The organism is Vibrio echinoideorum, assembly GCF_024347455.1.
In the GTDB taxonomy this organism is placed as follows: domain Bacteria; phylum Pseudomonadota; class Gammaproteobacteria; order Enterobacterales; family Vibrionaceae; genus Vibrio; species Vibrio echinoideorum.
Genome location: NZ_AP025483.1, coordinates 3366694 through 3391313, shown reverse-complemented (window position 1 = coordinate 3391313; position 24620 = coordinate 3366694). Strand labels below are relative to the sequence as shown.

23 protein-coding genes are annotated in these 24620 nt (G+C 39.0%); 12 read left to right on the top strand and 11 right to left on the bottom strand.

Annotated features, from left to right (window positions below; genetic code table 11):
- Nucleotide 1: 1 nt before the first annotated feature.
- On the top strand, nt 2–694 hold the full coding sequence (locus OCV36_RS15370; protein ID WP_135455744.1) for an acylneuraminate cytidylyltransferase family protein: 693 nt from the start codon (nt 2–4) through the stop codon (nt 692–694).
- On the opposite strand, the gene OCV36_RS15365 is transcribed toward OCV36_RS15370, so the two are convergent.
- The 6 genes from OCV36_RS15365 to rfaD form a co-directional block, all read right to left on the bottom strand.
- Nucleotides 687–1673, bottom strand: a complete 987-nt coding sequence (locus OCV36_RS15365; RefSeq protein WP_135455743.1) for a glycosyltransferase family 52 — start codon at nt 1671–1673, stop codon at nt 687–689. The genes OCV36_RS15370 and OCV36_RS15365 overlap by 8 nt on opposite strands.
- A 1-nt stretch (nt 1674) precedes the next feature.
- Nucleotides 1675–2940 carry a lipid IV(A) 3-deoxy-D-manno-octulosonic acid transferase gene (gene waaA, locus OCV36_RS15360; RefSeq protein ID WP_135455741.1) on the bottom strand — a complete coding sequence of 422 codons (1266 nt, stop codon included), beginning with the start codon at nt 2938–2940 and terminating at the stop codon, nt 1675–1677.
- The gene (waaF, locus tag OCV36_RS15355; protein WP_135455739.1) at nt 2934–3989 is read right to left on the bottom strand and encodes a lipopolysaccharide heptosyltransferase II; all 1056 of its coding nucleotides are present in this window, start codon (nt 3987–3989) and stop codon (nt 2934–2936) included. The genes waaA and waaF overlap by 7 nt, the downstream gene beginning before the upstream one ends.
- Nucleotides 3986–5221, bottom strand: a complete 1236-nt coding sequence (locus tag OCV36_RS15350; RefSeq protein ID WP_135455737.1) for an O-antigen ligase family protein — start codon at nt 5219–5221, stop codon at nt 3986–3988. Before OCV36_RS15350 ends, waaF begins: the two co-directional genes overlap by 4 nt.
- A 14-nt stretch (nt 5222–5235) precedes the next feature.
- Nucleotides 5236–6249, bottom strand: coding sequence for a lauroyl-Kdo(2)-lipid IV(A) myristoyltransferase (gene lpxM, locus OCV36_RS15345; RefSeq protein ID WP_135455735.1), 1014 nt, complete (start codon nt 6247–6249; stop codon nt 5236–5238).
- 175 nt (nt 6250–6424) lie between these two features.
- Nucleotides 6425–7366: an ADP-glyceromanno-heptose 6-epimerase gene (gene rfaD / locus OCV36_RS15340; RefSeq protein ID WP_135455733.1), complete on the bottom strand. Its 942-nt coding sequence runs from the start codon at nt 7364–7366 to the stop codon at nt 6425–6427.
- Between the two features lie 152 nt (nt 7367–7518).
- Between rfaD and OCV36_RS15335 the strand changes: the two genes are divergently transcribed.
- Together OCV36_RS15335 and OCV36_RS15330 are read left to right on the top strand one after the other, a co-directional pair.
- Complete coding sequence (locus OCV36_RS15335) at nt 7519–8682, top strand: nucleotide sugar dehydrogenase (protein WP_135455731.1); 1164 nt, start codon at nt 7519–7521, stop codon at nt 8680–8682.
- A gap of 157 nt (nt 8683–8839) precedes the next feature.
- Nucleotides 8840–9478: a TetR/AcrR family transcriptional regulator gene (locus tag OCV36_RS15330; RefSeq protein ID WP_017074434.1), complete on the top strand. Its 639-nt coding sequence runs from the start codon at nt 8840–8842 to the stop codon at nt 9476–9478.
- Nucleotides 9479–9607: 129 nt separating this feature from the next.
- On the opposite strand, the gene OCV36_RS15325 is transcribed toward OCV36_RS15330, so the two are convergent.
- The 5 genes from OCV36_RS15325 to OCV36_RS15305 form a co-directional block, all read right to left on the bottom strand.
- Nucleotides 9608–10759: a murein hydrolase activator EnvC family protein gene (locus OCV36_RS15325; RefSeq protein WP_261887536.1), complete on the bottom strand. Its 1152-nt coding sequence runs from the start codon at nt 10757–10759 to the stop codon at nt 9608–9610.
- 84 nt (nt 10760–10843) lie between these two features.
- Nucleotides 10844–11665, bottom strand: a complete 822-nt coding sequence (gene cysE, locus OCV36_RS15320; protein ID WP_135455727.1) for a serine O-acetyltransferase — start codon at nt 11663–11665, stop codon at nt 10844–10846.
- Nucleotides 11666–11816: 151 nt separating this feature from the next.
- Nucleotides 11817–12863 (bottom strand): NAD(P)H-dependent glycerol-3-phosphate dehydrogenase, encoded by a 1047-nt coding sequence (gene gpsA / locus OCV36_RS15315; protein ID WP_017074436.1) that lies wholly within the window; start codon nt 12861–12863, stop codon nt 11817–11819.
- 311 nt (nt 12864–13174) lie between these two features.
- A complete protein-coding gene (secB, locus tag OCV36_RS15310) occupies nt 13175–13651 on the bottom strand; it encodes a protein-export chaperone SecB (protein ID WP_017074437.1) in 477 nt (158 codons plus the stop codon).
- A 158-nt stretch (nt 13652–13809) separates the two neighbouring features.
- Nucleotides 13810–14244, bottom strand: coding sequence for a rhodanese-like domain-containing protein (locus OCV36_RS15305; protein ID WP_135455726.1), 435 nt, complete (start codon nt 14242–14244; stop codon nt 13810–13812).
- 275 nt (nt 14245–14519) lie between these two features.
- On the opposite strand from OCV36_RS15305, the gene rfbB reads away from it, so the two are divergent.
- The 9 genes from rfbB to OCV36_RS15260 all read left to right on the top strand — a co-directional run bounded on the left by rfbB (nt 14520) and on the right by OCV36_RS15260 (nt 24620).
- A complete protein-coding gene (gene rfbB, locus OCV36_RS15300; protein ID WP_135455724.1) occupies nt 14520–15617 on the top strand; it encodes a dTDP-glucose 4,6-dehydratase in 1098 nt (365 codons plus the stop codon).
- Nucleotides 15617–16504 carry a glucose-1-phosphate thymidylyltransferase RfbA gene (gene rfbA, locus OCV36_RS15295; protein WP_135455722.1) on the top strand — a complete coding sequence of 296 codons (888 nt, stop codon included), beginning with the start codon at nt 15617–15619 and terminating at the stop codon, nt 16502–16504. Before rfbB ends, rfbA begins: the two co-directional genes overlap by 1 nt.
- Complete coding sequence (rfbD, locus tag OCV36_RS15290) at nt 16504–17385, top strand: dTDP-4-dehydrorhamnose reductase (RefSeq protein ID WP_135455720.1); 882 nt, start codon at nt 16504–16506, stop codon at nt 17383–17385. Before rfbA ends, rfbD begins: the two co-directional genes overlap by 1 nt.
- Nucleotides 17386–17389: 4 nt before the next feature.
- On the top strand, nt 17390–17938 hold the full coding sequence (gene rfbC, locus OCV36_RS15285; protein ID WP_135455718.1) for a dTDP-4-dehydrorhamnose 3,5-epimerase: 549 nt from the start codon (nt 17390–17392) through the stop codon (nt 17936–17938).
- 50 nt (nt 17939–17988) lie between these two features.
- Nucleotides 17989–18795 (top strand): ABC transporter permease, encoded by an 807-nt coding sequence (locus tag OCV36_RS15280; protein WP_135455716.1) that lies wholly within the window; start codon nt 17989–17991, stop codon nt 18793–18795.
- Between the two features lie 8 nt (nt 18796–18803).
- Nucleotides 18804–20126 (top strand): ABC transporter ATP-binding protein, encoded by a 1323-nt coding sequence (locus OCV36_RS15275; protein ID WP_135455715.1) that lies wholly within the window; start codon nt 18804–18806, stop codon nt 20124–20126.
- A 13-nt stretch (nt 20127–20139) separates the two neighbouring features.
- Complete coding sequence (locus tag OCV36_RS15270; RefSeq protein ID WP_135455713.1) at nt 20140–21201, top strand: sulfotransferase family protein; 1062 nt, start codon at nt 20140–20142, stop codon at nt 21199–21201.
- Between the two features lie 149 nt (nt 21202–21350).
- A complete protein-coding gene (locus tag OCV36_RS15265) occupies nt 21351–23441 on the top strand; it encodes a glycoside hydrolase family 99-like domain-containing protein (RefSeq protein ID WP_135455711.1) in 2091 nt (696 codons plus the stop codon).
- Nucleotides 23442–23516: 75 nt separating this feature from the next.
- Nucleotides 23517–24620, top strand: a complete 1104-nt coding sequence (locus OCV36_RS15260) for a glycosyltransferase WbsX family protein (RefSeq protein WP_135455709.1) — start codon at nt 23517–23519, stop codon at nt 24618–24620.

Below are 24620 nucleotides of genomic sequence, written 5' to 3'. Positions count from 1 at the left end.
GATGTTAAATAATAAGAAGATTATGGCATTTATTCCTGCTAGAGGCGGGAGTAAACGTTTACCTAGAAAGAATGTACTTCCCTTAGCTGGTAAACCGCTAATCAACTGGAGTATAGAGGCAGGAAAAAAGAGCCAATATATAGACCGTGTATTTGTCAGTACTGATGATAAAGAAATAGCAGACGTTGCTTGGCAATTGGATGTTGAATTACCTGAGTTGAGGCCTGCTGAACTAGCCTCTGATACTGCAAAAACAGAAGATGTTTTGCTTTATAGTTTAGAAAAATTTGCACCTGACGTTGATGTTGTGGTCTTACTTCAACCGACATCTCCTCTACGAACAGCTGAACATATTGATGAAGCTCTAGAGCTATTCATGGAACAGGAAGCATTTTCAGTTGTATCTGTTACGCCTTGTGAACACCCCCCTCTTTGGTCTAATACACTGCCTAAAGATAATTCTATGGGTGACTTTATTAGACCTGAGGCTCTATCAAGATCTCAAGACATAAGTCAATATTATCGACTCAGTGGAGCTATTTACATCTTTGATGTGAAAAAGCTCCGCGAATACAATGAAATACGTTATACATCAGAGACCTATGCTTACGTGATGGATAATGATGTCTCATTTGATATCGATACTGAAATCGATTTTGACTTAGCTCAGTTTTTTATGGAAAGGTCTATTTAGCGATAAATTCCTTTATGTTATTGCTTAACATCTGTTCCTTTAATTCCAATTCAAAAGCCTTATCAGGATAGTTACTCGAGATTGAATATATTGGCATTTTGGGGTAGAGAAGTCGACATGAGAACATCACGGTTGAGAATGTCCCGATAAGTGATGATAGCTTTATTTTTTTGTCGATAAGCTCTATTTCTAAAGGGTACTCACTACAATGGTACTTTACTTTCCCCGATTTAATTAGCACATCACGGACTGATTGCTTTTCTGTTCGATGAGGAAAGTAAAGGATCTCTTTTTGTGCATCATGTGAAATTTTTAATATCTCTGCTAAATATTCATCGATAGTTTTTTGGTTTTTGTCACCAATTGCACCTTGACCAATAAAACCTATTGGAGCATTTTCATCATACAGTGTGGGATGTCCATATTTGTCTTTTAGGCTTTTCAGAGAGTTTTTATGTACGGTGAACTTACTGGGTTTTAAATCAAACATAGTAAATATCTCTAGGTTTTCAGATTGAGCTAATCGACCTATTGGCTTACTGCCATTACAGCGAACGACAAAATCTTGAATTAGACGAGGTCGATAGAATTCATTCTCTGTAAGGATGAACTTTTGATACTCAAGAAGTGTTAATGTACCGTCATCAAAATAGATTTCTTTGTCGATGGGAAGGTTCCGAATAAGTAACTTCGTCCACCAAGCGTTATACTCAGCATAAAAAAAGTGAGACAGCCTTTTTGTATTAAGGATCTTTTTAACTTCTTTAATTACTTTAGGAAATACAAAGCTTCTGTTTCCTCGCTCGATTTCAATGACATGATCCCAATCATTTAGGTTTACGATTTTTCGTTGTTGAGTTAGTCCGTGAGTGCCATTTTGATTCATGAGAACTAGAATGTTATTTTTGCAGCGCAAGTGTTCTCGAGCTTCAACAGCACAGATGTACTGTAATGGTGATGTAACTAAAAAAAGATTCATTCTAATACTCGTTAACTAAGGTAAGTGTTTTATTTAGAGAACCGCTATTTTCTTGAACAAAATCAAGGAGCTTACTTGATTGCTCATCACGCTGATTATGTTCTAAAAGTAAGTCTGAGACAGTGCTTCCCAAATTTATGGACGTTGATATTTGGATAGCCCCTATGTTGATTAGGCTCTCGACAATAAATGAAAAATTATAGTAGCTTGGCCCTGTGATAATTGGGACACCTAAAGCTGCTGGCTCGAGAACGTTGTGCCCCCCGACCTCCGTTCCTAATAAGCTCCCGCCCATGAAGCAAGTATCGCTAGCTCCTATAAACGTTAGCATCTCACCCACTGTATCACCTAGATATACCTGAGTGGTTTTACTCACCTGTCTCTTTGATGTTCGTCTAACTGTCTCAAAGTTTTGTTGTGCACACAGCTCAAAAACATCATTAAACCTTTCTGGGTGTCTTGGAACCAATATAAGTAAAGCATTAGGTATTTCTTTTAAAACCTGCTTGTGAGCATTCAGTATGTGAATATCCTCACCTTTGTGAGTGCTCGCAGCTATCCAAATGGGGCGATCACTCCCAATGTTTTGTCGTAGATCTTTGGCCAATTTTTTAGCTGTGGTTGATATCTCAATATCGAATTTAATTGAACCAGTGATTTTCAATTTAGCGTGGGGGATGCCTAAAGAATGGAAATAGTCGGCATCTATTTTATTTTGACATAATACTTGAGTTAAACATGGCGTAATGAGGTTGAAGATTGGCTGAAATTTAGCGTAATTATTGTGCGATTTTTTAGAAAGCCTAGCATTTACAATAATTATCGGTACACCAAATTGGTGTACTTCATTGAGAGTATTTGGCCAGAGTTCGGTCTCTATTATTAGCATCTTGCGAGGCTGAATTATTTTTAGAAAAGACTTAACTGCAAACCTAAAATCTATCGGCATGTAGCGATGTTCGACCAAAGAACCAAGCTTTGAAATTTGTTCCGCGCCGGTACTTGTTGTTGTTGTAACCAAAATAGGTTGTGTTGGATTTTCTTTTTTCAATGCTTTAATTAATGGGGTAGCGGCGATGCACTCACCAACTGACACTGCGTGAATCCAGATCGGGCGATCATTTGATTTTAGTTTCTGGATTATCCCAAAATGTTCTTTCCAACGATTTCCAAATTTTGGCTTGTTTGGTTTGTTTCTATAGAGCCCAAATAATAGTACGGGGGAAACTAAAGCGAGAAATATAGTGTAAAGCGTGCGAATTAACATGAACTAACCGTAATCGCTTCAAGCCTTTGAATACTAGAGAGTACTTGTGCTGGTGATAGCTCACTCAAGCACTTGAGGTGGTTAAATTGACACTCACGCTTAAAACAAGGTCGACAGGCAATATCGGTATGTACGATTTCAACTTTCTTTGCTAAAGGTGGCGTGTATTTGGGTGATGTGGACCCATAAACTGCTACGACTTTACAACCAACCGCGGCAGCAACATGCATTAAGCCAGAATCATTCGCGACTACAGTTTGACATGCTCCAAGCAAGTCTACAGCTTCAATAAGGCTTGTTTGACCTGCTAATACATGAATGTTTTGGCGTAGCCCTTCTGGAACTAGATTCTTAATACTATTACAGGTTTCGAGATCTTTTTGCGAACCAAACAGCCAGACTTGTTTGTTCACTTTACTCATTGCCGTTGCAACTTCTGCGTAGTGCGCCTCTGGCCATTTTTTTGCGGGGCCAAATTCCGCCCCAGGACAAAGGCCGATGATACCGCCATCTAAAGCTAGGTTGAACTTTCTAGCGGTTTCGAGTTGCTCTTTCTTGTCAATTGTTAAAGCTGGTCGAGGTAAATTTTCGAGTCCACCAAGTGAGCTAGAATCAAGCATACTTTCTTTAGGGTGTGCTAACGCGACATAGCGTTCGACCATATATTGAAACGACTTTTTATTTGGTCGAAGGTCGTTCAATAGTCCATAGCGCATTTCCCCCTTCCATCCCGTTCGTTTTGGGATGTTTGCGAACCAAGGGATGAGCGCTGACTTTGCTGAATTAGGACAAATGAAAGCTTGGTCGTATTGAGTTGCTCGTAGTGTTTTACCTAAAGCACGACGACCCCAAAAATTGAACTCCCCATGGCCAATAGGCATATCGATTGCACGGTTAATTTCTGGCATACGCTCCAAAATGGGTTTACACCAATTTGGAGCGATAACATCTATAATCGCGTCTGGATATTGTTGCTTCAGTGTTGTGTATAGAGATTGAGACATCACCATGTCACCAACCCAAGACGGCCCTATTATGAGGATTTTCATGATGTCGTGGTCTCTGCTTTGATATCGTTTGAATAGGTGGCCCCAAAAAATATTGCAGTGCCTATTGTGTAGTAAAGAATACCAGAATGGTGCGCCATATAATGCTGGGTCAAACTAAAACCAATTACAGATGTTATGTGAACAATGCCCGCGATTGCAAAAAAATAATTATCATCTCGTACACATGACAGTTTGATTTTTTTCCACAGAAAGTAGAGTGGCACGCCAAAGAAAGCAAGTATGGCGGCTAATCCAATCAATCCTTTTGTTTGAAGTTCTTCAAAAAACTGGTTGTGAGCTCGTTTATAATTTAGAACACTTTTGTCAACTAAGCCTTTTTTTACTTGCTCTTTTTTTGCCTGTTTTACGCCTTCAAAACCTTGACCGAATATGGGCTTGTCTAAAGCTGAATAAGTCGCTGATTTCCACATCTCTAAACGAAATCCTGAAGATGTTTGAGAATCGTTGTTTTGATATTCATGAATGTCTGAAATCATAGAGCTGATTCTGGGCTCAATAGTCGGGTAAGAGAAAACCACTACAGCAGCTATTGAAAATATAGCTATAGCCTTAGAGCGAAAAGAAAAGTAGCTTCTATAATAATAGAATAAACAAGCAATAATTAGAGGAAGTAACACCCAAGCTCCACGGGCTCCTGCAAGTAAAGTTGCAGATAATCCAAGGATTATGCCTATCATTGATACTAAAACCAACGCACGGTCTTGAGTATGCTTCGCATAAATTAGAGATACAATGGACAGTAAAGCTAGGGAAGAAGCTATACCACCGGCTTGAATAACCATATATCCATTGTCAATAAATGCTCGGCCTCCGGAGCTTGTAAAGTCATAAATCGCTAGGCTCCCTGCAATGCTCGCACCTAAGCATATGGAATAAAAAATCACTTTTATTGAGGGGGGATAGGTCGAAATAAATAGCATGATAATGGTTGCAAATATGACGCGGGTGGGCATATCTAACTGGCCTAAATCACCACCATAAATGATTAATGATAATGCAGTGACCACAAAATAACTAAGTAGAGCACAAATCGTTGCTTTTACCTCTGGGCTATTTTTATGACGAATAGTCCATGGTAAAGAAAACAAAGCAATCAATAGAAGAGGAGTGGCTGCTAATTTATAACTAGAACCCGTTAACAGCAAACACGAAAAAAACACCCCAGAAACGAGTGAACTGGCGATATAGCGATTATTTGTGGATATGGTCATCTCTGGTCTTGTTCTTATCTTTTATGGTTTGTGTTATTGCTTGAACCGACTTTCCAGTCACTGTCATAGCGAGGTTTAAACAAATTATAGAAGTTCGTTCCATCTTGCTGTGTATAGAGAAGTTGGAGAATCCACATGTATTGTTCAGGCTTAGGTTCTACAAATGTTTCAATAGCCTGGTTCATCGCTCGAGCATCTGCTTGTTCTTCGCTTTGCAGTTCAAGGGCTGGTAAAACTTCTAATGAATACTTTCCTGTTTCAGGGTCGATGGATGCGAAAAGCGGTACTATCTTAGCTTTAGATAACTTAGCCAATTTACTTAGCCCTGGTAGGGTAGCTTTCGTTGTATCAAAAAAGCTAACGAACTCACTAAGCTCAGCTCCATGGTCTTGATCTGGAAGGTAATACCCCAAATAGCCATCTTTTATTGATTTGATAAATGGCTTTATTCCACCAGAGCGTTCATACACACGACCGCCATATTGAACTCTTTGACGATGCATAAGCCAATCAGACACCGGGTTCTTTTGCTTCTTTGCCATTGCAGAGACAGGGAGGCCCATTGAAGCAAGCATTACTGCTGGAATATCAATAGCCCATGAGTGTGGAACTAATAATATGACACTTTCACCGTTATCAGTGTGCTTGGTTAGGTTTTCTTTCCCAACGAATTCACATTGCTCCTGTAACCAAGATTTTGATTTTAAAGTCAGTAAGCTAAAGCGAAGTACAAAAACACTAGCTGTGTATAGCGTCTTATAAATTAATTGCTCACGCTCTTGAAAACTGAGGTTCGGAAAGCAAAGTTCAAAATTTACCCGGGCTCTATGAGCTGGGCCTTTTTTTGATTTAGATAGCCTTAAAGCAATAATGCGCGCTAACAATTGATGAAAGCGTAATGGAAGTAGGGCTACTGGGAGTGCCAATATAACGGCTAACCAAGTTCCCCATAGCTTAGGAGCGAGGAATGCCCATCGAAAGCTAGGGTTGTAAGCTTTTGGATCAAAGTCATCGCGTTGATTTGTCATTTAAAATCACTAACCTTAAAAGTTACTTAGCTTTTCTATACCACTTTACATTTATCGTATTCGAGGAAGATATAGAGTACTTGCTTGCAGCACTAATCTAATTTTTGCCTTGCCTGGTATTAGACGTCAGGAGGGCGGGGAGTGTTGTACCCCGCCCTCTAAGTTTAATGTGATGCTACTTATTTACAATTTGCATGTATTGAGCAACGCCTTGCGCTACGGTTTTAAAAACCACATCACAGCCAGCTGCTCGAAGTTTTGTAAGATCAGCTTGAGTAAACTCTTGGTAAGCGCCTTTCAAATGCTCAGGGAAAGGAATCGTTTCGATTTCACCTTTACCGTGATGCTTGATCACCGCTTTTGCTACTTCTAGGAAAGACTCCGCATTACCTGTACCTAGGTTAAAAATACCAGATACACCGTTTTCTAAAAACCATAGGTTTACTGCTGCAACATCACCGACATACACAAAATCACGCTGGAATGTTTCGCTACCTGCGAACAGCTTAGGGCTCTCTCCCGCGTTCATTTGGTTGTTTAGGTGGAAAGCAACAGAGGCCATACTACCTTTGTGCTCTTCACGTGGACCGTAAACATTGAAGTAACGGAAACCTGTGATTTGAGGTAACGTCTCGTTATGCGCTGCAGCATCCGCAGTTAGGCGGCGAACATAGTTATCAAATTGTTGTTTAGAGTAACCATAGACATTTAATGCGCCTTCATACTCTTTCTCTTCGATGAAAGTATCTGTCTCACCGTAAGTTGCAGCTGAAGAGGCATATAGGAAGGGGATCTCACGCTCAACACAGTAGTGCAGTAACTCTTTTGAGTACTCATAGTTGTTAAGCATCATGTATTTACCATCCCATTCAGTCGTTGCTGAACAAGCGCCTTCATGGAAAATAGCTTCAATAGGGCCGAAATCATCGCCAGCCATAACTTGAGTTAGGAAGTCGTCGCGATCCATGTAGTCAGTGATGTCTAGGTCTACAAGGTTCTTGAACTTTTTACCGTTCTTGAGGTTGTCGACAACTAGAATATCGTTGTGGCCTGCGTCATTGAGTGCTTTCACAATATTGCTGCCGATCATGCCAGCACCACCAGTTACGATAATCATATTTTTCCTACTCTTTTGAATATAAAACTACCGCGAGTATAGCAAGGAATGACAAAGACGGGCTAGTGGAATAATTCCTTAAGCGGAGTATGATATGAGCAGATTAGTCTTAGGTAAGTGCGCAGTAAGCACTCGAAATTATAGGTATTATCATGAAAATTGCAGTTGCGGGTACCGGTTATGTAGGTTTATCCAATGCGATGTTGTTAGCGCAGAATCATGATGTTGTTGCAGTTGATATCGTCGAAGAAAAGGTATCGATGTTGAACAACAAGCAATCGCCAATCATGGATGTAGAGATTGAAGAGTTTTTGGCTAATCGTGCTTTGAGTTTTCAAGCCACAACCGATAAGCAAGCGTATCAAGATGCGGATTTCGTTATTATCGCTACGCCAACCGACTATGACCCTAAAACGAACTACTTTAATACCAGTTCTGTAGAGTCGGTGATTCGTGACGTAATGATGGTAAACCCGAATGCCGTCATGGTGATCAAATCAACGGTACCTGTTGGTTATACTGAGCGCGTTAAGCAAGATTTGAACTGTGAAAACATTATGTTCTCGCCAGAATTTTTACGTGAAGGCAAAGCCCTGTACGATAACCTGCACCCATCACGAATCATTGTTGGTGAGTGTTCTGAGCGAGCTAAAGTGTTTGCAAACCTTCTTGTTGAAGGCGCAGAAAAAGAGAATATCGACGTACTATTTACTCACTCCACAGAAGCGGAAGCAGTAAAGCTCTTCTCAAATACCTACCTGGCGATGCGTGTTTCTTATTTCAATGAGCTCGATTCTTACGCGGAAGCGCATGGCTTAGATTCTCGTCAGATCATCGAAGGTGTGGGTTTAGACCCTCGAATTGGCAATCATTACAACAATCCTTCATTTGGTTACGGTGGTTACTGCTTACCGAAAGACACCAAGCAACTGTTGGCTAATTACCAAGATGTACCTAACAACATTGTGGGCGCTATTGTTGACGCTAACCGCACTCGTAAAGATTTTATTGCGGAGTCCATTATTAAGCGCTCGCCTAAAGTGGTGGGCATTTATCGATTGATCATGAAGGCCGGTTCAGACAACTTCCGTGCGTCGTCGATTCAAGGCATCATGAAGCGTTTGAAAGCTAAAGGTATTGAAGTGGTCGTGTTCGAACCTGTGTTGGAAGAAGAACACTTCTTTAACTCGAAGGTTTATTCTGACCTAGAAGAGTTCAAAGCCGTATCTGATGTGATTGTATCCAACAGAATGGTCGATGAAATATCAGACGTTGCAGATAAGGTGTACACACGAGACCTGTTTGGCAGTGATTGATTCCCGCAGCTATTGATTCTAGCAGCTATTAATTACAGGTGTGATGGATTGAAGGTGAATTTTAGCGTTTGCTAATTCGACCAGATGTTATCAGCTCGATCTATCCGCTTAGTGGCGATATACTGAACCACTAAACGGATAGGGATACTTATTATCAATGAAAACACGTGACAAGATTGTTTATGCTGCTCTAGAGCTTTTTAATGAGCATGGCGAGCGTAGTATTACGACCAATCATATTGCTGAGCACATCGAGATTAGCCCTGGTAATCTCTACTACCACTTCCGCAACAAACAAGAAATTGTCCGTGATATCTTTACTCTCTATTCGACAGAGTTGCTTGAAAGGTTCACACCGATTCAAGGGCAACAAGAAAGTCTGACGCTACTAAAGAGCTACTTAGATTCTATCTTCACGCTGATGTGGAAGTACCGATTCTTCTATGCGAACCTACCTGAAATATTGTCTCGTGATGAAAAGCTCCATCTTGATTACATGGCAGTTCAAGAAAAACTGCAAACTAATCTTGTGGGTATCATGAGAGCCTTCGTTGAGTTGAACTTGCTCAAAGCAACAGATGCAGAAATGAAATCGATGGTTACGTCTCTTCACTTGATTGCATCGGGTTGGTTGGCATATCAGTCTGCAATGTCTCCAAAAGCTCAAATTACTGAGCAAGTGGTCCATCAAGGAATGCTACAGATGATAGCGACCGTCAAACCGATTGCAACAACACAAGGCTTCGAGCAGCTGACATTATTGGAAGATGGTGTAAGGGCTTTGAATTCGAAGTAGAAAGAGATGAGTGAGCGAAAAGGGGATTTGAAGAGCGGGCAAGAGCTGACTCGAGTAGCTAGATAGCGGTAATGAAGTTCTCTTCAATTCCTAAATCAGCTCTAAATTTTTCGCATCCCGTATCTGCTTTTACCTAACCAACCAACTCTTCGGGTTCTGAGCTTGGCTGTTTCTACGAATCTCAAAGTACAGTGATGGACGAGTTTGGCCGCCAGTGTTACCAGCAAGTGCAATCGCTTCACCCGCTTTAACTTTGTCACCCTCTTTCTTTAAAAGCGCTTGGTTAAAGCCGTAGAGCGTCATATCGCCTTTGCCATGGTCAAGCAGTACTACTAAGCCATAACCACGCAGATATTCAGCGAATACCACTGTTCCTGAATAAACCGATTTAACTTGCTGACCGTATTTAGCGTTGATCACCATGCCTTTCCAGTTTACTTGGCCGGTTTGGCGCGAACCGTAGTTATGTAGAACTTTATCTTTGATTGGCCAAGGTAGTTTACCTTTACGTTTGGCTAACCCATCCATAGGGACGGCATTGCGTCTTTCACGAGCCGCTTTCTCGGCTTTCGCTATTTCAGCTTTCAGGCGAGTTTCATTTCGCTGAAGCTCTGCCAGATAGTTCTTGTCACCCGAGATGTTTTTCTTAATGCTGCCAACCGTTTGTTTACGCTGCGTTTGAGTCTGAGATAGCTTGTCGCGTTTTGAGGTTTGTTGTTTTAACAGCATAGCTATTTGTTCTTGCTCAAGTTGACGCTGTTTGTGGCTTTCTTCTAATTCAAGCTGCGTTCGTTCAAGCGTTTTGATTGTTGCCGAGCGCGCTTTGGCAAGGTGTTGATAGTAGTGGCTAATGCGATCTTCTTCTACCCCAGTATTGAGAATGTGAGAAGAGGCTTTAGCTCGGCTTGTCATGTAGTAAGTTTGAATGAGCTGTTCTAACTTGTCTGTCTGAATTTTTTTTTGTGCTGTGAGTGCTTCTATCTTGGTACTTAAGTTCGCAATATTAGCATTAGCAGTATTGAGTTGCTTTTTACTGTCTAGAATCGCTTTTTCAAGCGAAGCGATGGAGAGCTCTTGTTTCTTGAGGTTTGCCTGTAGGCTATCGAGTTTTTTCTGCTGTGAGGTAAGGTTTTTTTGTTGGCGAGATATTTCGCTCGATACGCCTTTTAGTTCCCCCTGAGAGGCGGCAAATGATGATGTAGATAAAAGAGCAACACAAAGGCTGGCAGATATCAAAAGAACAGTGCTAATTGCTTGGACTGGTTTCATCATTATCGTCATTTTGCTCTTATTCATTATCAACATCCGCTTTTAAATCTTTTCGCATCTCGGCTATCGGTTATTCATCGGATCCCGAATCTGCTCTTAAATCCCATCACCATGGATGAAGTTCTGAGAGCGACCGTTGAACCCTTGGTCCATATCCAAAGAAGGTTTGTCCGTTTTCGGTTTACCGACAATCTTAGCGGGAACACCTGCAACAGTCGTATGAGGTGGTACGGCTTGCAGAACTACAGAGCAAGAGCCAATCTTAGCGCCTTCACCCACTTCAATATTGCCGAGAATTTTGGCACCAGCACCGATCATTACACCTTCTCGGATTTTAGGGTGACGATCGCCACCTTCTTTACCCGTACCACCTAAAGTTACGTCTTGAAGGATAGACACATCATTTTCAACGACGGCTGTTTCACCAATCACGATACCTGTAGCGTGGTCGAGCATGATTGCTTTACCGATGCGAGCCGCCGGATGAATATCAACTTGGCAAGCAACTGAAATTTGGTTTTGTAAGTAAGTAGCAAGTGCAATACGCCCTTGTTTCCACAGCCAGTTAGCCACTCGGTAACCTTGCAGAGCGTGGTAGCCTTTCAGATAAAGCAGAGGCATCGAGTACATCTCGACCGCAGGATCTCGATTTACCGTCGCGCAAATATCACAAGCAGCCGCATCAATAATAGATTGGTCCTGCTTAAATGCTTGTTCAACCACTTCACGCACTGCCATTGCTGGCATTGAAGCTGTTTTAAGCTTGTTTGCCAAAATGTAGCTGAGTGCAGCCCCCAAGCTTTCATGGTTGATAATCGTGGCATGATAAAAACTCGCAAGCATAGGTTCTTGCTCCGACTGCTGTCGAGCTTCCTTCACAATGTATTGCCAAACTTTTTGTTGTTCACAGTGTTTCATTTTACCATCCATTATTTTTTAAGGGGCAGAGACGAGTGAGTTTAGAAGAGCCGATTAGAGTAGCGAGTAATGAAAAGCATTTTTCGTCGAACTTTGAATGTGCTCTTCATCTTTTCGAATCTAGCTTACTCGAATCTCTTTACTGCTCTTACTATCTTTCTGACTTCTTGTCTCGTGCAAGTAGATCTTGCGCCGCCAGGTGTGCATCTTTCCCTTGATACAACACTTGATAAATTTGTTCAACAATTGGCATCTCAACGCCCATGCGTTCTGATAATAACCAAACTTCTTTGGTGTTGCGATAACCTTCAACGACTTGGCCAATTTCTTCTTGTGCGGTATCCACATCTTTGCCTGCGCCAAGTGCCAAACCAAAGCGACGGTTACGTGATTGGTTATCAGTACAGGTTAGTACTAAGTCACCCAACCCAGCCATGCCCATAAAGGTTTCTGGTTGCGCGCCAAGAGCTGCGCCCAATCGGCTCATTTCCGCTAAGCCTCGCGTGATAAGTGCGGTACGAGCATTAGCACCAAAGCCAATACCATCTGACATGCCTGCGCCAATTGCGATAACATTTTTAACCGCGCCACCCAGTTGCATGCCGATGAAATCAGAGTTTGCGTATACGCGGAATGTTTTGCCGCAATGAATCTTCTCTTGTAGCTCTTCTAGGAAAACTTCGTCAGGTGAAGCGACAGAGATAGCCGTTGGCATACCCATCGCTAATTCTTTGGCGAAGGTAGGACCTGATAGAACAGCCAGTGAGTAACCATCACCAAGTACATCGTGGGCGACATCTTTAAGTAGGCGGCCTGTTTCTGGCTCTAAACCTTTGGTTGCCCAACAAATACGAGAGTTTGTCGTTAAGTGAGGTTTTAGGCTATTTAGAACGATACCAAACACGTGGCTAGGAACAACAACAAGAAGGTCTCGGCTTGCTGTTACCGCTTTCTCAAGGTCTGATTCGATGATGAGACTTTCAGGAAAATCGATATTCGGCAGAAACTCATTATTCGCACGCTCAGATTCAAGACGAGCCATATGAACCGGATCATGCCCCCAAAGAACAACGTTTGCACCGTTACGCGCTAGAGAGATCGCTAAAGATGTCCCATAAGAACCTGCGCCTACCACTGTCATCGCAATGTCTTTACCGTAAGCGTTTGTCGTGTTAATCGGGCGAGTTGTTTCTGTCATGCTTCCACCTAAAAATAATGAGGGAAATCGAAGAGTTCTGGAGAAGTTCTCTATAAAAGAAAGAGGTCTTTACCAAAAGATAGTGCTCCTACCAAATAAAGGCGCTCTCTACTAAATAACAGCGCTCTCCGCTAAAAGAAAACGCTCTTCACTAAAAGAATATACAAAAAATGCACACCGCAGAAGCTGCGATGTGCATTTAAAACTAACTATTTAATAAAAGCCAAGCTTCTAATCAAAACCAATCTTCTAATAAACTAAGAGTTTATAAGGACCATTGGCTAACTAAACGTTAAGTTCTACTTAGAAACTTAAGCTTGCTCGCCTTCAGTTTGTTCTGCTTGTTGAGCTTGGTTTTGTAGGTAGTTCATGAACAAAGCATCAAAGTTTACTGGCGCTAGGTTCAGTTGTGGGAACGTACCTTTAACCACTAGGCTAGAAATCGTTTCACGAGCGTATGGGAATAAGATGTTAGGGCAGAAAGCACCTAAGCAATGTGCTAGTTGACCAGCTTCCATTTCGCTTGCAGAGAAGATACCACCTTGTTGAACTTCACAAAGGAATGCTGTGTCATCTGCGTTCTTAACCGTAACAGTTAGACGTAGGATTACTTCGAACACGCCTTCGCCAAGTTCACGGCTTTGAGTGTCTAGGTCCAGTTTTACATCTGGGTTCCACTCTTTTTGAAACATGTCTGGAGAGTTTGGCGCTTCAAAAGATACGTCTTTTAGGAAGATACGTTGAATTGAGAAGTTTTGTTGTGCGTCTTGTTGTGCTGCTTCAGCCATTTTCTTGTCCTTAAAAATTTATAATTAGGTTTTGTTCGTCATATCTGCCGAACAAAACCTTAAAGTCATATTCGTGTAATTAGGTCAGCTTACTGCTTGTCGTTAACGGCTGTTTGTCTTTAAAGGCTTTTCACCTTTAACTACTTCTTGCCTTTAACCTATTTCTTACCTTTAACCAAAGGTAGGTTTGCTTCGCTCCAAGCCACTAAGCCACTTTTCAGTATGCTTACGTTTTCGAAGCCTGCTTTAACCAGTAGGTTAGCGCTTTCTTGAGCTGTCTGACCTGTCTTGCATACTACGATGATTGGGTCTGCTTTATGACTTTCAAGGCTACCAAAGCTATTTGCTTTGATATCTGACGGCAAAATGTGAAGTGCGTCAGTAATGTGGCCTTTTTTGAATTCATCTTTTGTACGAATATCCACCACAACGCCGTTTTCACGGTTAATCAGATGTGTGGTTTGTGCTGCCGTGATCTCTTTGTAGGCAGCGTTTGATGTTTTGATTACGTTCGCAATAATGGCAACAATCAAGCCAATCCATACGACGGCTAAAATCATATTCTCTTGAACAAATGGAACTAACTCTTGCATATCTTGAACTCTTATTCGTTATTGGGCGAAAAACTATAGGTCCGGAGTATAGCGAGTTTTGGGGTTTGGTGTACATAGAGTTAGCTTACCCGCGCACATAACTGGATTTTTTTTTGATTATATTCATTGATACATAGATAATAGAAGAATTTACATTTTAAAGTTTGAATGCGTAGTGTGGTTTCGCTTTGTGACCAAAGGGCGGTAGCATGCTTGGTGGAGATTGCTGTCGCGTGTTAACTTTTTGATTTTTAAGCTATATTTTAGGAGTTTTTGTGAAGATATTAGTCACCGGTGGCGCTGGTTTTATCGGCTCAGCAGTTATACGTCACATTATAAATAATACAACGGACAGTGTGGTAAACGTTGATAAGCTCACTTATGCAGGTAACTTAGAATCTCTTTTAGAAGTGGATTCGAATGAACGTTACGCGTTCGAGCAAGTGGATATCTGTAATCGTTCAGAGCTTGATCGAGTGTTCGCTGAGCACAAACCGGATGCTGTCATGCACCTAGCTGCCGAATCGCATGTTGACCGGTCTATCACTGGCCCCGCGGCATTTATTGAAACAAATATAGTTGGCACATATACGTTATTAGAGGCGACTCGCGAATACTGGAATTCGCTTGAAGAGTGTGCAAAAGCAGAATTTCGTTTTCACCATATCTCTACTGATGAAGTGTATGGGGATCTTCCACATCCAGACGAAGTGCCTGAAGACTCCGAGCTGCCGATGTTCTTAGAGACAACTTCGTATGAGCCATCAAGCCCATACTCGGCGTCAAAAGCATCGAGCGATCACCTTGTGCGAGCCTGGTTACGCACTTACGGCCTTCCAACGATGGTAACGAATTGTTCAAATAACTACGGCCCTTATCATTTTCCTGAGAAGTTGATTCCATTAGTAATTTTGAATGCTTTAGAAGGAAAAGACCTCCCAATCTACGGTAAAGGCGACCAAATCAGAGATTGGTTATTCGTAGAAGACCATGCGAAAGCGCTCTACAAAGTCGTGACTGAAGGGAAAGTCGGTGAAACCTACAATATCGGTGGTCATAATGAAAAGAAAAACCTCGAAGTGGTTAATACTATTTGTGAGATCCTAGATACGTTAGTACCGAGAGAGTCAGCGTACGCAGATCAGATCACGTATGTTCAAGACCGCCCTGGTCACGACCGTCGTTACGCCATTGACTCATCTAAAATGCAACTTGAATTGGGCTGGACGCCAAAGGAGACTTTTGAAACAGGTCTTCGTAAAACGGTTCAGTGGTATCTAGATAATTCTATGTGGTGCCAAAATGTACAAGATGGTAGCTACCAACGTCAGCGTTTAGGTGTAGAAACAACAGAATCAAAGGTGAAGAAATAATGAAAGGTATTGTTTTAGCTGGTGGCTCTGGCACTCGTTTATACCCGTTGACTCGTGGAGTATCAAAGCAACTTTTACCGATTTACGATAAACCAATGGTGTTTTACCCAATATCGACATTAATGCTCGCTGGCATTAAAGATATTTTGATTATTACCACACCGGAAGACAATGCAGGTTTTCAGCGTTTACTCGGTGATGGCTCTGAATTTGGTATTAACCTTGAGTACGCAATTCAACCAAGTCCAGATGGCCTAGCACAAGCGTTTATTATTGGTGAAGAGTTCATTGGTGGCGATTCAGTGTGCTTAGTCTTGGGTGATAATATTTTTTATGGGCAACATTTCTCTGATTCTTTACTTTCTGCTGCTAGCCAAAGCTATGGTGCTACTGTTTTCGGTTATCAAGTCAAAGATCCAGAGCGTTTTGGTGTCGTTGAATTTGATGAAAATATGAAAGCAATATCTATCGAAGAGAAGCCGGAAACACCAAAATCTAATTATGCAGTTACAGGCTTGTATTTTTATGATAATCGAGTAGTTGAAATGGCAAAGCAAGTGAAGCCGTCTCATCGTGGTGAACTAGAAATTACAACTCTTAATGAAATGTATCTCAATGATGGTTCGCTGAACGTGGAGCTATTGGGGCGTGGTTTTGCGTGGCTAGACACAGGCACCCACGAAAGTCTTCATGAAGCTTCATCTTTTGTACAAACTATCGAAAATGTTCAAGGGCTAAAAGTCGCTTGCTTAGAAGAGATCGCATGGCGCAATGGTTGGTTGAGTGATGAGCAAGTATTAACGTTAGCTAAACCTATGATGAAAAATGAGTATGGTCAATACTTGACACGATTAGTGAATGAAACTAGAGCGAAGGCAGAGGTTTAATGCGTATATTAATTACTGGCTGCCACGGTCAAGTTGGTTCTTGCCTCACTGAACAGTTAGCCAACAATGAAAATATAACAATATTAGCGCTTGATAGAGAGCATCTTGACATTACGAGTCAAGATGCTGTCAATGCTGCCGTTGTTGGGTTTCAACCGACCATCATTATTAATGCAGCAGCGCATACCGCGGTGGATAAAGCTGAAGAGGAAGTTGAACTGTCTTATGCGATAAATCGTGATGGTCCAAAATACTTAGCCCAAGCGGCCCAAAGTATTGATGCAGCTATTTTACATATCTCGACGGATTATGTCTTTGAAGGCAATAAAGCAGGCGAGTATGTGGAAACGGATGCTACAAACCCTCAAGGTGTATATGGTGAAAGTAAGCTCGCCGGTGAAATCGCTGTGGTACAAGCGTGTGAGAAACACGTTATCCTTCGCACTGCATGGGTATTTGGTGAGAATGGTAATAACTTCGTTAAAACCATGCTGCGTTTAGCTGAAAGTAGAAACGCCTTAAGTATTGTTGGTGACCAGTTTGGTGGGCCTACGTATGCCAGCGATATTGCCAATACATTGATCAAAATTGCGAAGCGTATTACTCAAGGTGATACGGTTGAGTACGGTGTTTACCATTACTCAGGTTTGCCACATGTGAGTTGGTTTGACTTTGCTAACGCGATTTTTGATATTGCCGTTGAGCAAAAGGTGCTTGCGAAAAAACCGAGTTTAACAAGCATTACTACTGATCAATACCCAACACCAGCAAAGCGTCCAAGTAATTCTCAATTGAGTACTGCCAAAATCACGAAAAATTTCTCTATTGGAGCGAGTGATTGGAAAGCAGCGTTAAATAATATTCAAGCGTATACAGGATAATAAAATGAAAGTAATTGATACTCGTATCCCTGATGTGAAAATTATAGAGCCAAGCGTATTTGGTGATGAGCGTGGTTTTTTTATGGAGACTTGGAATCAAAATAAATTTGAAGAACTAGTGACAGGTAAACCGACGCAGTTCGTTCAAGATAATCACTCTAAATCTACGAAAGGTATTTTACGTGGTTTGCATTACCAAACAGAAAATACTCAAGGTAAGTTGGTAAGAGTCGTTTCAGGTGAAGTGTTTGATGTAGCAGTAGATATTAGGAAAGGTTCACCAACTTTTGGTCAATGGGTGGGAGAGTATTTATCAGCTGAAAATAAACGTCAATTGTGGGTACCTGAAGGTTTTGCTCATGGGTTCTACGTGACTAGTGAGGCAGCGGAGTTTGTTTATAAATGCACGGATTACTACAACCCATCAGCTGAACATTCAATCCTATGGAGTGACTCTGATATTGGAATTGAATGGCCTTTAGTTGAAGGTGCCCCTTTATTATCCGAAAAAGATAAAAATGGTGAGTCTCTTGAAATCTCGTCATTTTTATAGTCAACAGATACCCCAAAATCGGTCAAGTATTAAAAATAGCTGGTATTATCATGTTTAGTAAATGTAATTATTTTACTCCTTTGCTCAGAAATTATGGACTAACTCATGCCATGGTTAAACGAGATATTATTTCTCGTTATAAAGGGTCAGTTTTAGGGGTATTGTGGAGCTTCATTAATCCATTAATGATGCTTGGAATTTATACGTTTGTATTTCAATATATCTTCAAAGCTAAATGGGGAGATGCACGAGAAATAACAGCGAACTTTGCTTCTATAATGTTTGCTGGTTTACTTATCCATATGTGGTTTGCAGAAGTGGTGACTAGATCAATAAATATGATTACTGGTAATGTAAACTATGTAAAAAAAGTAATATTTCCTCTAGAAATATTAGGTTGGAATATTATATTATCATCAGCAGTTCAATTCATGTGTGGTTTGATAGTTCTTGCACTAGTAATTGTTATCTTTGGTGGTGATCTACATCTAAACATGTTTTTATTACCATTAGCACTAGTTCCATTTGTGTTTTTTTTAATTGGATGTGTTTATTTAATATCAACATTGAGTGTTTTCTTTAGAGATATAGAACAAGTTGTCAATACCTCTCTAACCATGCTGCTTTTTACCAGTACAATATTTTTTCCTATTGATAGCGTTCCGAGTTTTCTTCAAGATATTATCAAAATTAATCCGTTGACGGTACCAGTTGAAACTATTCGTAGTATTATATTTGGTATGCATGGTTTTAATATATCCGATTTTATAGCTTATACTGTTTTTTCATTTTTATTTTCGATTCTTAGTTATTTGTTTTTTACTAGAATGAAAAATTCATTTTCCGATGTTATTTAGAGTGTGTAATGGTCTTAGAAATTAAAAATATATGTAAGGATTATTATATATTCAATAATCCAAGTGAAGTATTTATCAGTAAATTGACAAAAAACAATAAAGTCGAGAGATATACTGCGTTAAAAGATATAAGTTTCAACGTCTATAAAGGAGAAACTTTAGGCATTGTCGGACATAACGGTTCAGGAAAATCTACACTATTACAGATAATAACTGGTGTATTACAGCCAACTTCTGGTGAAGTTAAGTGTAACTTAAGGATCGCTGCACTACTTGAATTAGGTTCCGGATTTAACCCTGAGTTTACTGGTTTAGAAAATATATATTATAATGCTACGATACTTGGTTTAGAAAAAAGTGAGATTGATCGACGACTAGACTCAATAATTAAGTTTGCAGGAATTGGCGAATTCGTTCATAGGCAAGTAAAAACTTACTCATCAGGAATGATGCTTAGGTTAGCTTTTTCTGTGATAATTAATATTGACCCTGAAATATTGATTATTGACGAAGCATTAGCTGTTGGTGATGATGCTTTCCAAAGAAAGTGCTTTTCTAGGTTGCAGGAGTTACAGAACAAAGGTGTGACGATTATCTTTGTATCTCATGCTGCAGGGCAAGTTATCGAGTTATGTGACAGAGCGATATTGTTAGATCATGGTGAAATGTTAGCAAATGGAAATCCGAAATCTGTAATTGATAGCTATCACAAGCTTTTACATATGGAAGATGGAAAGAAGCAGACATTCAAAGAACAGCTTAGATTGATAGATTTTTCCAATGATACCAATAATACTTCTGAAATTTTTAATTTAAATGATGGGGTACAACCAGAATCCGATAGTTCCCAACTAGTAGATATGGATGATGAGTTAGTTACAACATGGTATGGAGAAAGGGGAGCTCAAATCTCAAATCCAAGAATATTGAACTCACAGGGTAAGAAAGTTAACGTATTATCTTCTCGGAACCAGTATCACTTCTGTTACGATATCGTTTTTTCGTTGGATTCATATCATGTAAGTTTTGGTATGATGATAAAGACGATTCAAGGTTTAGAGTTAGGAGGAAATTCTTCTCATAAGTTAAATGAATTGATATTGGAGCAGTGTAAAAAGGGTTCAAAATACACTGTTTCATTTGATTTTGAATGTAACCTAAGTGATGGTACCTATTTTATGAACGCTGGTTGCTTGGGCATGTATGATGGAAGTTTAGAATACTTACATCGAGGTGTAGATGTCCTCTCATTTAAAGTCATTGAAAATAGCTCCTTAGCTACGGGATTAATTGATTTTAAATCGATATTGAAAGTTAAGAATATTCATTGATTAGAGTGTCTATATGAGTACAGTATATGTTGTTTTAGGAATGCATCGTTCAGGAACTAGTTTGATTACTAAATCACTAGAACTATTTGATATCGATCTTGGACAAGAGTTAATGCCCTCATCACCAGATAATCAAAAAGGGTATTTTGAAGATGAGAATATTGTATCTATCAATACTAGGTTAATGGCGAATAGCGGTTGTTTTTGGTTTCAATCTGACATGGAAATAATACCTACAGACTATTATTATAGCCTTAAAAATGAAGCTATTGATGTTCTTAGAAAGAAGATAGATAAGTCAGATAATATAGCAATAAAAGATCCGAGAATGATTTTAACTCTTCCCTTTTGGAAAGAAGTATTCTTTGCCCTTAATCTTGATGTGAAATATATTCTTTCTACTAGAACAATTACAAGTACTGTTGATTCCCTGATTAAACGAGATTTATTTTCTAAAAATTTTTCGCTAGACCTTACTCTTCGCAGCCTTTACAAACAGTTAAATCAAGTCATGTATGAAAATCATGTTTTTATTTCTTATGATTTACTGTTGAGCGACCCAATGTTTGAGCTAGAAAAACTTGGTGATTTTATTGGTAAACCTGCAAAGCCAGATGTTTTAAATGATTATTGTTCAGGATTTATTGATCGCAGCTCAGACCACTCTAAAGGGTGGAGTATAGATGAAATTAATAAATACTCTCTAGAGAAGATTCTTGAATTATTGAGTAATAAAAATATTAATATCAATATGGTATTAGATGAATTAAAAATTGTCATTGATAAAAATGAACTAGTTTATAAATATAGCTCTATCGAATATGAACTACACGCAACTAAAGTATATATTTCAAGGTTTTATCCTGATTACTTTGATAAAATAGACGAAATTGAAGAAATTAAATCGAATAATAAAGCGCTAGTAATTGATCTAAATGAAAAAATACTTTCATACAAAGAGATGTTAAAAGAAAATGAAGCAGAATATGAAAATATAGTGAACTCTGTTAGCTGGAAATTAATGAAACCTCTTAGATTTATCGATAGTTTAATTGGTACTATATTCAATAAATAGACTATTAAAATAGTGTTTTTAGTACAAGCTTCTTTCATTACTAGATATAATTGTTAAATAATAAAATCATATTATAATTATTATGTATATTACTATTTAGTTAGTTATATGTACAATCTTATTTTATAATAGGCTTAAGAGAGATTAAAGTGAAAAAACTGACAAAGTTAGCAAATTCTTTAAGGTATGCATTTAATAAGAATGATGATGTATTCGCATTAATGAAACGTGGTTATTATGTAGCGAAAAATGAAGGTTTAGATGGTATAAAGCATAGAGTAAACGTATTTCATAATAACGATCAGTATGAACGGGGTGTATTTGGTGCCTATAGTGATATAAGCTCCCCTTATAAAGAATCATATCGAACTCGTTTTGAGCTTGCTAATAAAAATAAAAGTGAATATATAGAAGAGTGGAAATCTCGTAATTTTGATTATGAAACAAAGTTAATCGCTTTTTATCTACCGCAATTCCATTGCTTTCCTGAAAATGATGAATGGTGGGGGAAGGGGTTTACTGAGTGGCGCAATGCAACTAAAGCTTGCCCTCAATTTGTCGGTCATGAGCAACCACTACTCCCTAGCGATTTAGGTTTCTATGATCTAGAAAATAAAAATATTTTACCACAACAAGCTGAGTTAGCTAAAAATTACGGTTTGCATGGCTTTTGCTTTCACTATTATTGGTTTTCTGGTAAGAAACTAATGGAACTACCCATCAAACAGTTTTATGAAAATAAAAGCATAGATCTCAATTTTAGTATTTGTTGGGCAAATGAAAATTGGACTCGACGCTGGGATGGTAATGAAGAGGATGTTTTGATTGGGCAAAACCATTCTGTGGAGATAGATAGTAATTTTATAAATGACGTGGCTGATTACCTTCGTGATCCTCGTTATATTAAGGTCGATGGAAAACTACTTCTAACCGTTTATAGACCTGCCGTGATACCAGACATTAAAACTGTAGTAAATAATTGGCGAAAGTACTGTAAAGACAATAATATAGGTGAACTTCACTTAGTGATGGCTAAGTCATTTGAGCAGACAGATCCTAGCGAATATGGATTTGACGCAGCAGTTGAATTTCCCCCGCATCAATTGGGAGAGATTGTTGCACCTGAATCTCCGAGCTCATACGAAATGTTAAATCATAGTTTTTCTGGTTTGATATTTGATTATAACAAAGTAGTTGATGCAAAAGCTAAGCAATACCATGAAGATAAGACTACAGATTTATATCGAACTGTTTTTCCTTCTTGGGATAACGAAGCTAGAAAACCAGGGAGAGGCCATGTTTTTACAGGTTCAACACCTAGTAAATATCAAACATGGTTAGAAAATGCGATCGAATATAGTTTGAACAATAAAGTTAACGATGAGAGTGTAGTCTTTATTAACGCATGGAATGAATGGGCTGAAGGTGCTGTTCTAGAACCAAGCATAAATTTTGGTCATAATTACTTGAAAGCAACCCAACAATCACTCGAACGCTCTAAAGTACATGAGTTGTGTATATCTAAGAATGAAGCATTTTTGAAAAAAGAATCAAAGAGAGAGAACCTTGTAGTATTACACTTGTATTATGATGACTTGTTTGAAGAGTTATTTGAAAAAATATCTAATATTAGTGATGCCGATGTTATTATTAATTTTGGTAACGATATTACATATTTGAGAGCTGAAAAGATACTCAATAGTTTTGGGAACGTTGCAGGATTTGTGTTTGAAAACAGAGGGCGTGATATTCTTCCTCTTTTTGAAGTCATGGAGTTTGTTGAGAACTTACCATATAAACGTGTTATAAAAATTCATTCAAAGAAATCCAAACATCGTATAGATGGCGAGCAATGGAGACAGCAATTAGTCAATTCAATTATTGGCTCTCCAGATGTTGTATCTAAGAATTTCTCATTACTTGATAATGGTGCGAAGTTGGTTGCCCCAACAGGTCATCTTTTTAATTCATTAGATTATTTTGGTTCAAATGAGTCACATATGTCTCGATTGACCGAGCTGAAATCTAGTGAGTTAGCTCGAGTAAATTATAAGTTCCCTGCAGGGTCTATGTATATTGCAGACTTTAAATCTCTGAAAGAATTTTGCCATAAAGTAAATGATTTGGACCTAGATTTTGAACAAGAACTAGGACAAGTTGATGGAACTCTCGCACATGCTTTAGAAAGGTACTTGGGATACTATTTTGAAAATAATGCATTGAAAATGGTAGAGAGTTAAAAACATAATTTTTATTAAACAATAAGTGAAGTTTCATTTTATGTTCTTCACTTTATTTTAGAGTGAAAAATAAAAATGAATATATATGCGATCTATTTTCCTCAGTTTTATCCAATAAAGGAAAACTCAGAATGGTGGGGGAAAGATTTTACTGATTGGGAATTAGTTAAGTCTGCAGTACCTATATTTGAAGGGCATATTCAGCCAAGAAAGCCAAAGTTGGGATATCTAGATCAGTCATTGAGTGATACTATTATTAAACAAGTTGAGCTAGCCAAAGACTACGGTATAGATGGGTTTAATTTTTATCACTATTGGTTCAATTCTACACCTTACTTAGATATGCCTGTTGAAAACTTTCTTAAATCAGATATACATTCGTTTGATTTTTTCTTTACTTGGGCTAATGAAAGCTGGACAAGGCAATGGGTTGGGAAGCCTAATGAATACCTAATAAAGCAGAATCATTATACCTCAAAAAAGGATATCCAAGATCATTATCATTATTTATCGAAGTTTTTTAAAGATATTCGGTATAAAAAAATTGAAAACGAACCTGTATATTGTATTTATAGACCAGAATTAATAAGAAACTTAGATGAGGTTATCGAAGAGTTTAATTATTTAGCTCGAAAGGATGGTTTTTCTGGGGTTCATTTTATTGCATTTAGGTCATATACGACTTTGGATAGCTCAAAGCTATACAAAAATTTCAAAGCAATTGTTAACTTCAATCCTCGATATACAAACAACACATTTGAGAAACGTAAACAAGCACTTTTTTTCGATCGGTTAGTACGCTCTCTGCCCGAGAAAATACAGTCTCTGTTGAGTATTTTACGTATTAAATTACAGAAGAAAAAAATATTTTCTTATAGCTCTTTTCTTCGAGGTCTTGAGGATAGCGATGTTAGATTTGATTCTAAACCTGTTTATAACACTGTTTTCCCTGATTGGGATAATACTCCTCGTTATGGGAAGCGAGCCACCTTGTTTAAAGAAGTATCCTCTGAAAATTTTCATTCGGCACTAAAGATCGCGAGCAAAAAATGCGAAACATTTGATGAGAAAATGATTATTATAAATGCATGGAATGAATGGTCCGAATCTGCATATTTGGAACCAGATGATCGCTATGGTTATTCAAATCTAGAAAAAGTGCAGTCTTTAAAAAAATAG

Coding starts and splice junctions, on each gene's coding strand:
- OCV36_RS15370 (WP_135455744.1), top strand. CDS start 2: ATGTTAAATAATAAGAAGATTATGGCATTTATTCCTGCTAGAGGCGGG.
- OCV36_RS15365 (WP_135455743.1), bottom strand. CDS start 1,673: ATGAATCTTTTTTTAGTTACATCACCATTACAGTACATCTGTGCTGTT.
- waaA (WP_135455741.1), bottom strand. CDS start 2,940: ATGTTAATTCGCACGCTTTACACTATATTTCTCGCTTTAGTTTCCCCC.
- waaF (WP_135455739.1), bottom strand. CDS start 3,989: ATGAAAATCCTCATAATAGGGCCGTCTTGGGTTGGTGACATGGTGATG.
- OCV36_RS15350 (WP_135455737.1), bottom strand. CDS start 5,221: ATGACCATATCCACAAATAATCGCTATATCGCCAGTTCACTCGTTTCT.
- lpxM (WP_135455735.1), bottom strand. CDS start 6,249: ATGACAAATCAACGCGATGACTTTGATCCAAAAGCTTACAACCCTAGC.
- rfaD (WP_135455733.1), bottom strand. CDS start 7,366: ATGATTATCGTAACTGGTGGTGCTGGCATGATCGGCAGCAATATTGTG.
- OCV36_RS15335 (WP_135455731.1), top strand. CDS start 7,519: ATGAAAATTGCAGTTGCGGGTACCGGTTATGTAGGTTTATCCAATGCG.
- OCV36_RS15330 (WP_017074434.1), top strand. CDS start 8,840: ATGAAAACACGTGACAAGATTGTTTATGCTGCTCTAGAGCTTTTTAAT.
- OCV36_RS15325 (WP_261887536.1), bottom strand. CDS start 10,759: ATGACGATAATGATGAAACCAGTCCAAGCAATTAGCACTGTTCTTTTG.
- cysE (WP_135455727.1), bottom strand. CDS start 11,665: ATGAAACACTGTGAACAACAAAAAGTTTGGCAATACATTGTGAAGGAA.
- gpsA (WP_017074436.1), bottom strand. CDS start 12,863: ATGACAGAAACAACTCGCCCGATTAACACGACAAACGCTTACGGTAAA.
- secB (WP_017074437.1), bottom strand. CDS start 13,651: ATGGCTGAAGCAGCACAACAAGACGCACAACAAAACTTCTCAATTCAA.
- OCV36_RS15305 (WP_135455726.1), bottom strand. CDS start 14,244: ATGCAAGAGTTAGTTCCATTTGTTCAAGAGAATATGATTTTAGCCGTC.
- rfbA (WP_135455722.1), top strand. CDS start 15,617: ATGAAAGGTATTGTTTTAGCTGGTGGCTCTGGCACTCGTTTATACCCG.
- rfbD (WP_135455720.1), top strand. CDS start 16,504: ATGCGTATATTAATTACTGGCTGCCACGGTCAAGTTGGTTCTTGCCTC.
- rfbC (WP_135455718.1), top strand. CDS start 17,390: ATGAAAGTAATTGATACTCGTATCCCTGATGTGAAAATTATAGAGCCA.
- OCV36_RS15280 (WP_135455716.1), top strand. CDS start 17,989: ATGTTTAGTAAATGTAATTATTTTACTCCTTTGCTCAGAAATTATGGA.
- OCV36_RS15275 (WP_135455715.1), top strand. CDS start 18,804: ATGGTCTTAGAAATTAAAAATATATGTAAGGATTATTATATATTCAAT.
- OCV36_RS15270 (WP_135455713.1), top strand. CDS start 20,140: ATGAGTACAGTATATGTTGTTTTAGGAATGCATCGTTCAGGAACTAGT.
- OCV36_RS15260 (WP_135455709.1), top strand. CDS start 23,517: ATGAATATATATGCGATCTATTTTCCTCAGTTTTATCCAATAAAGGAA.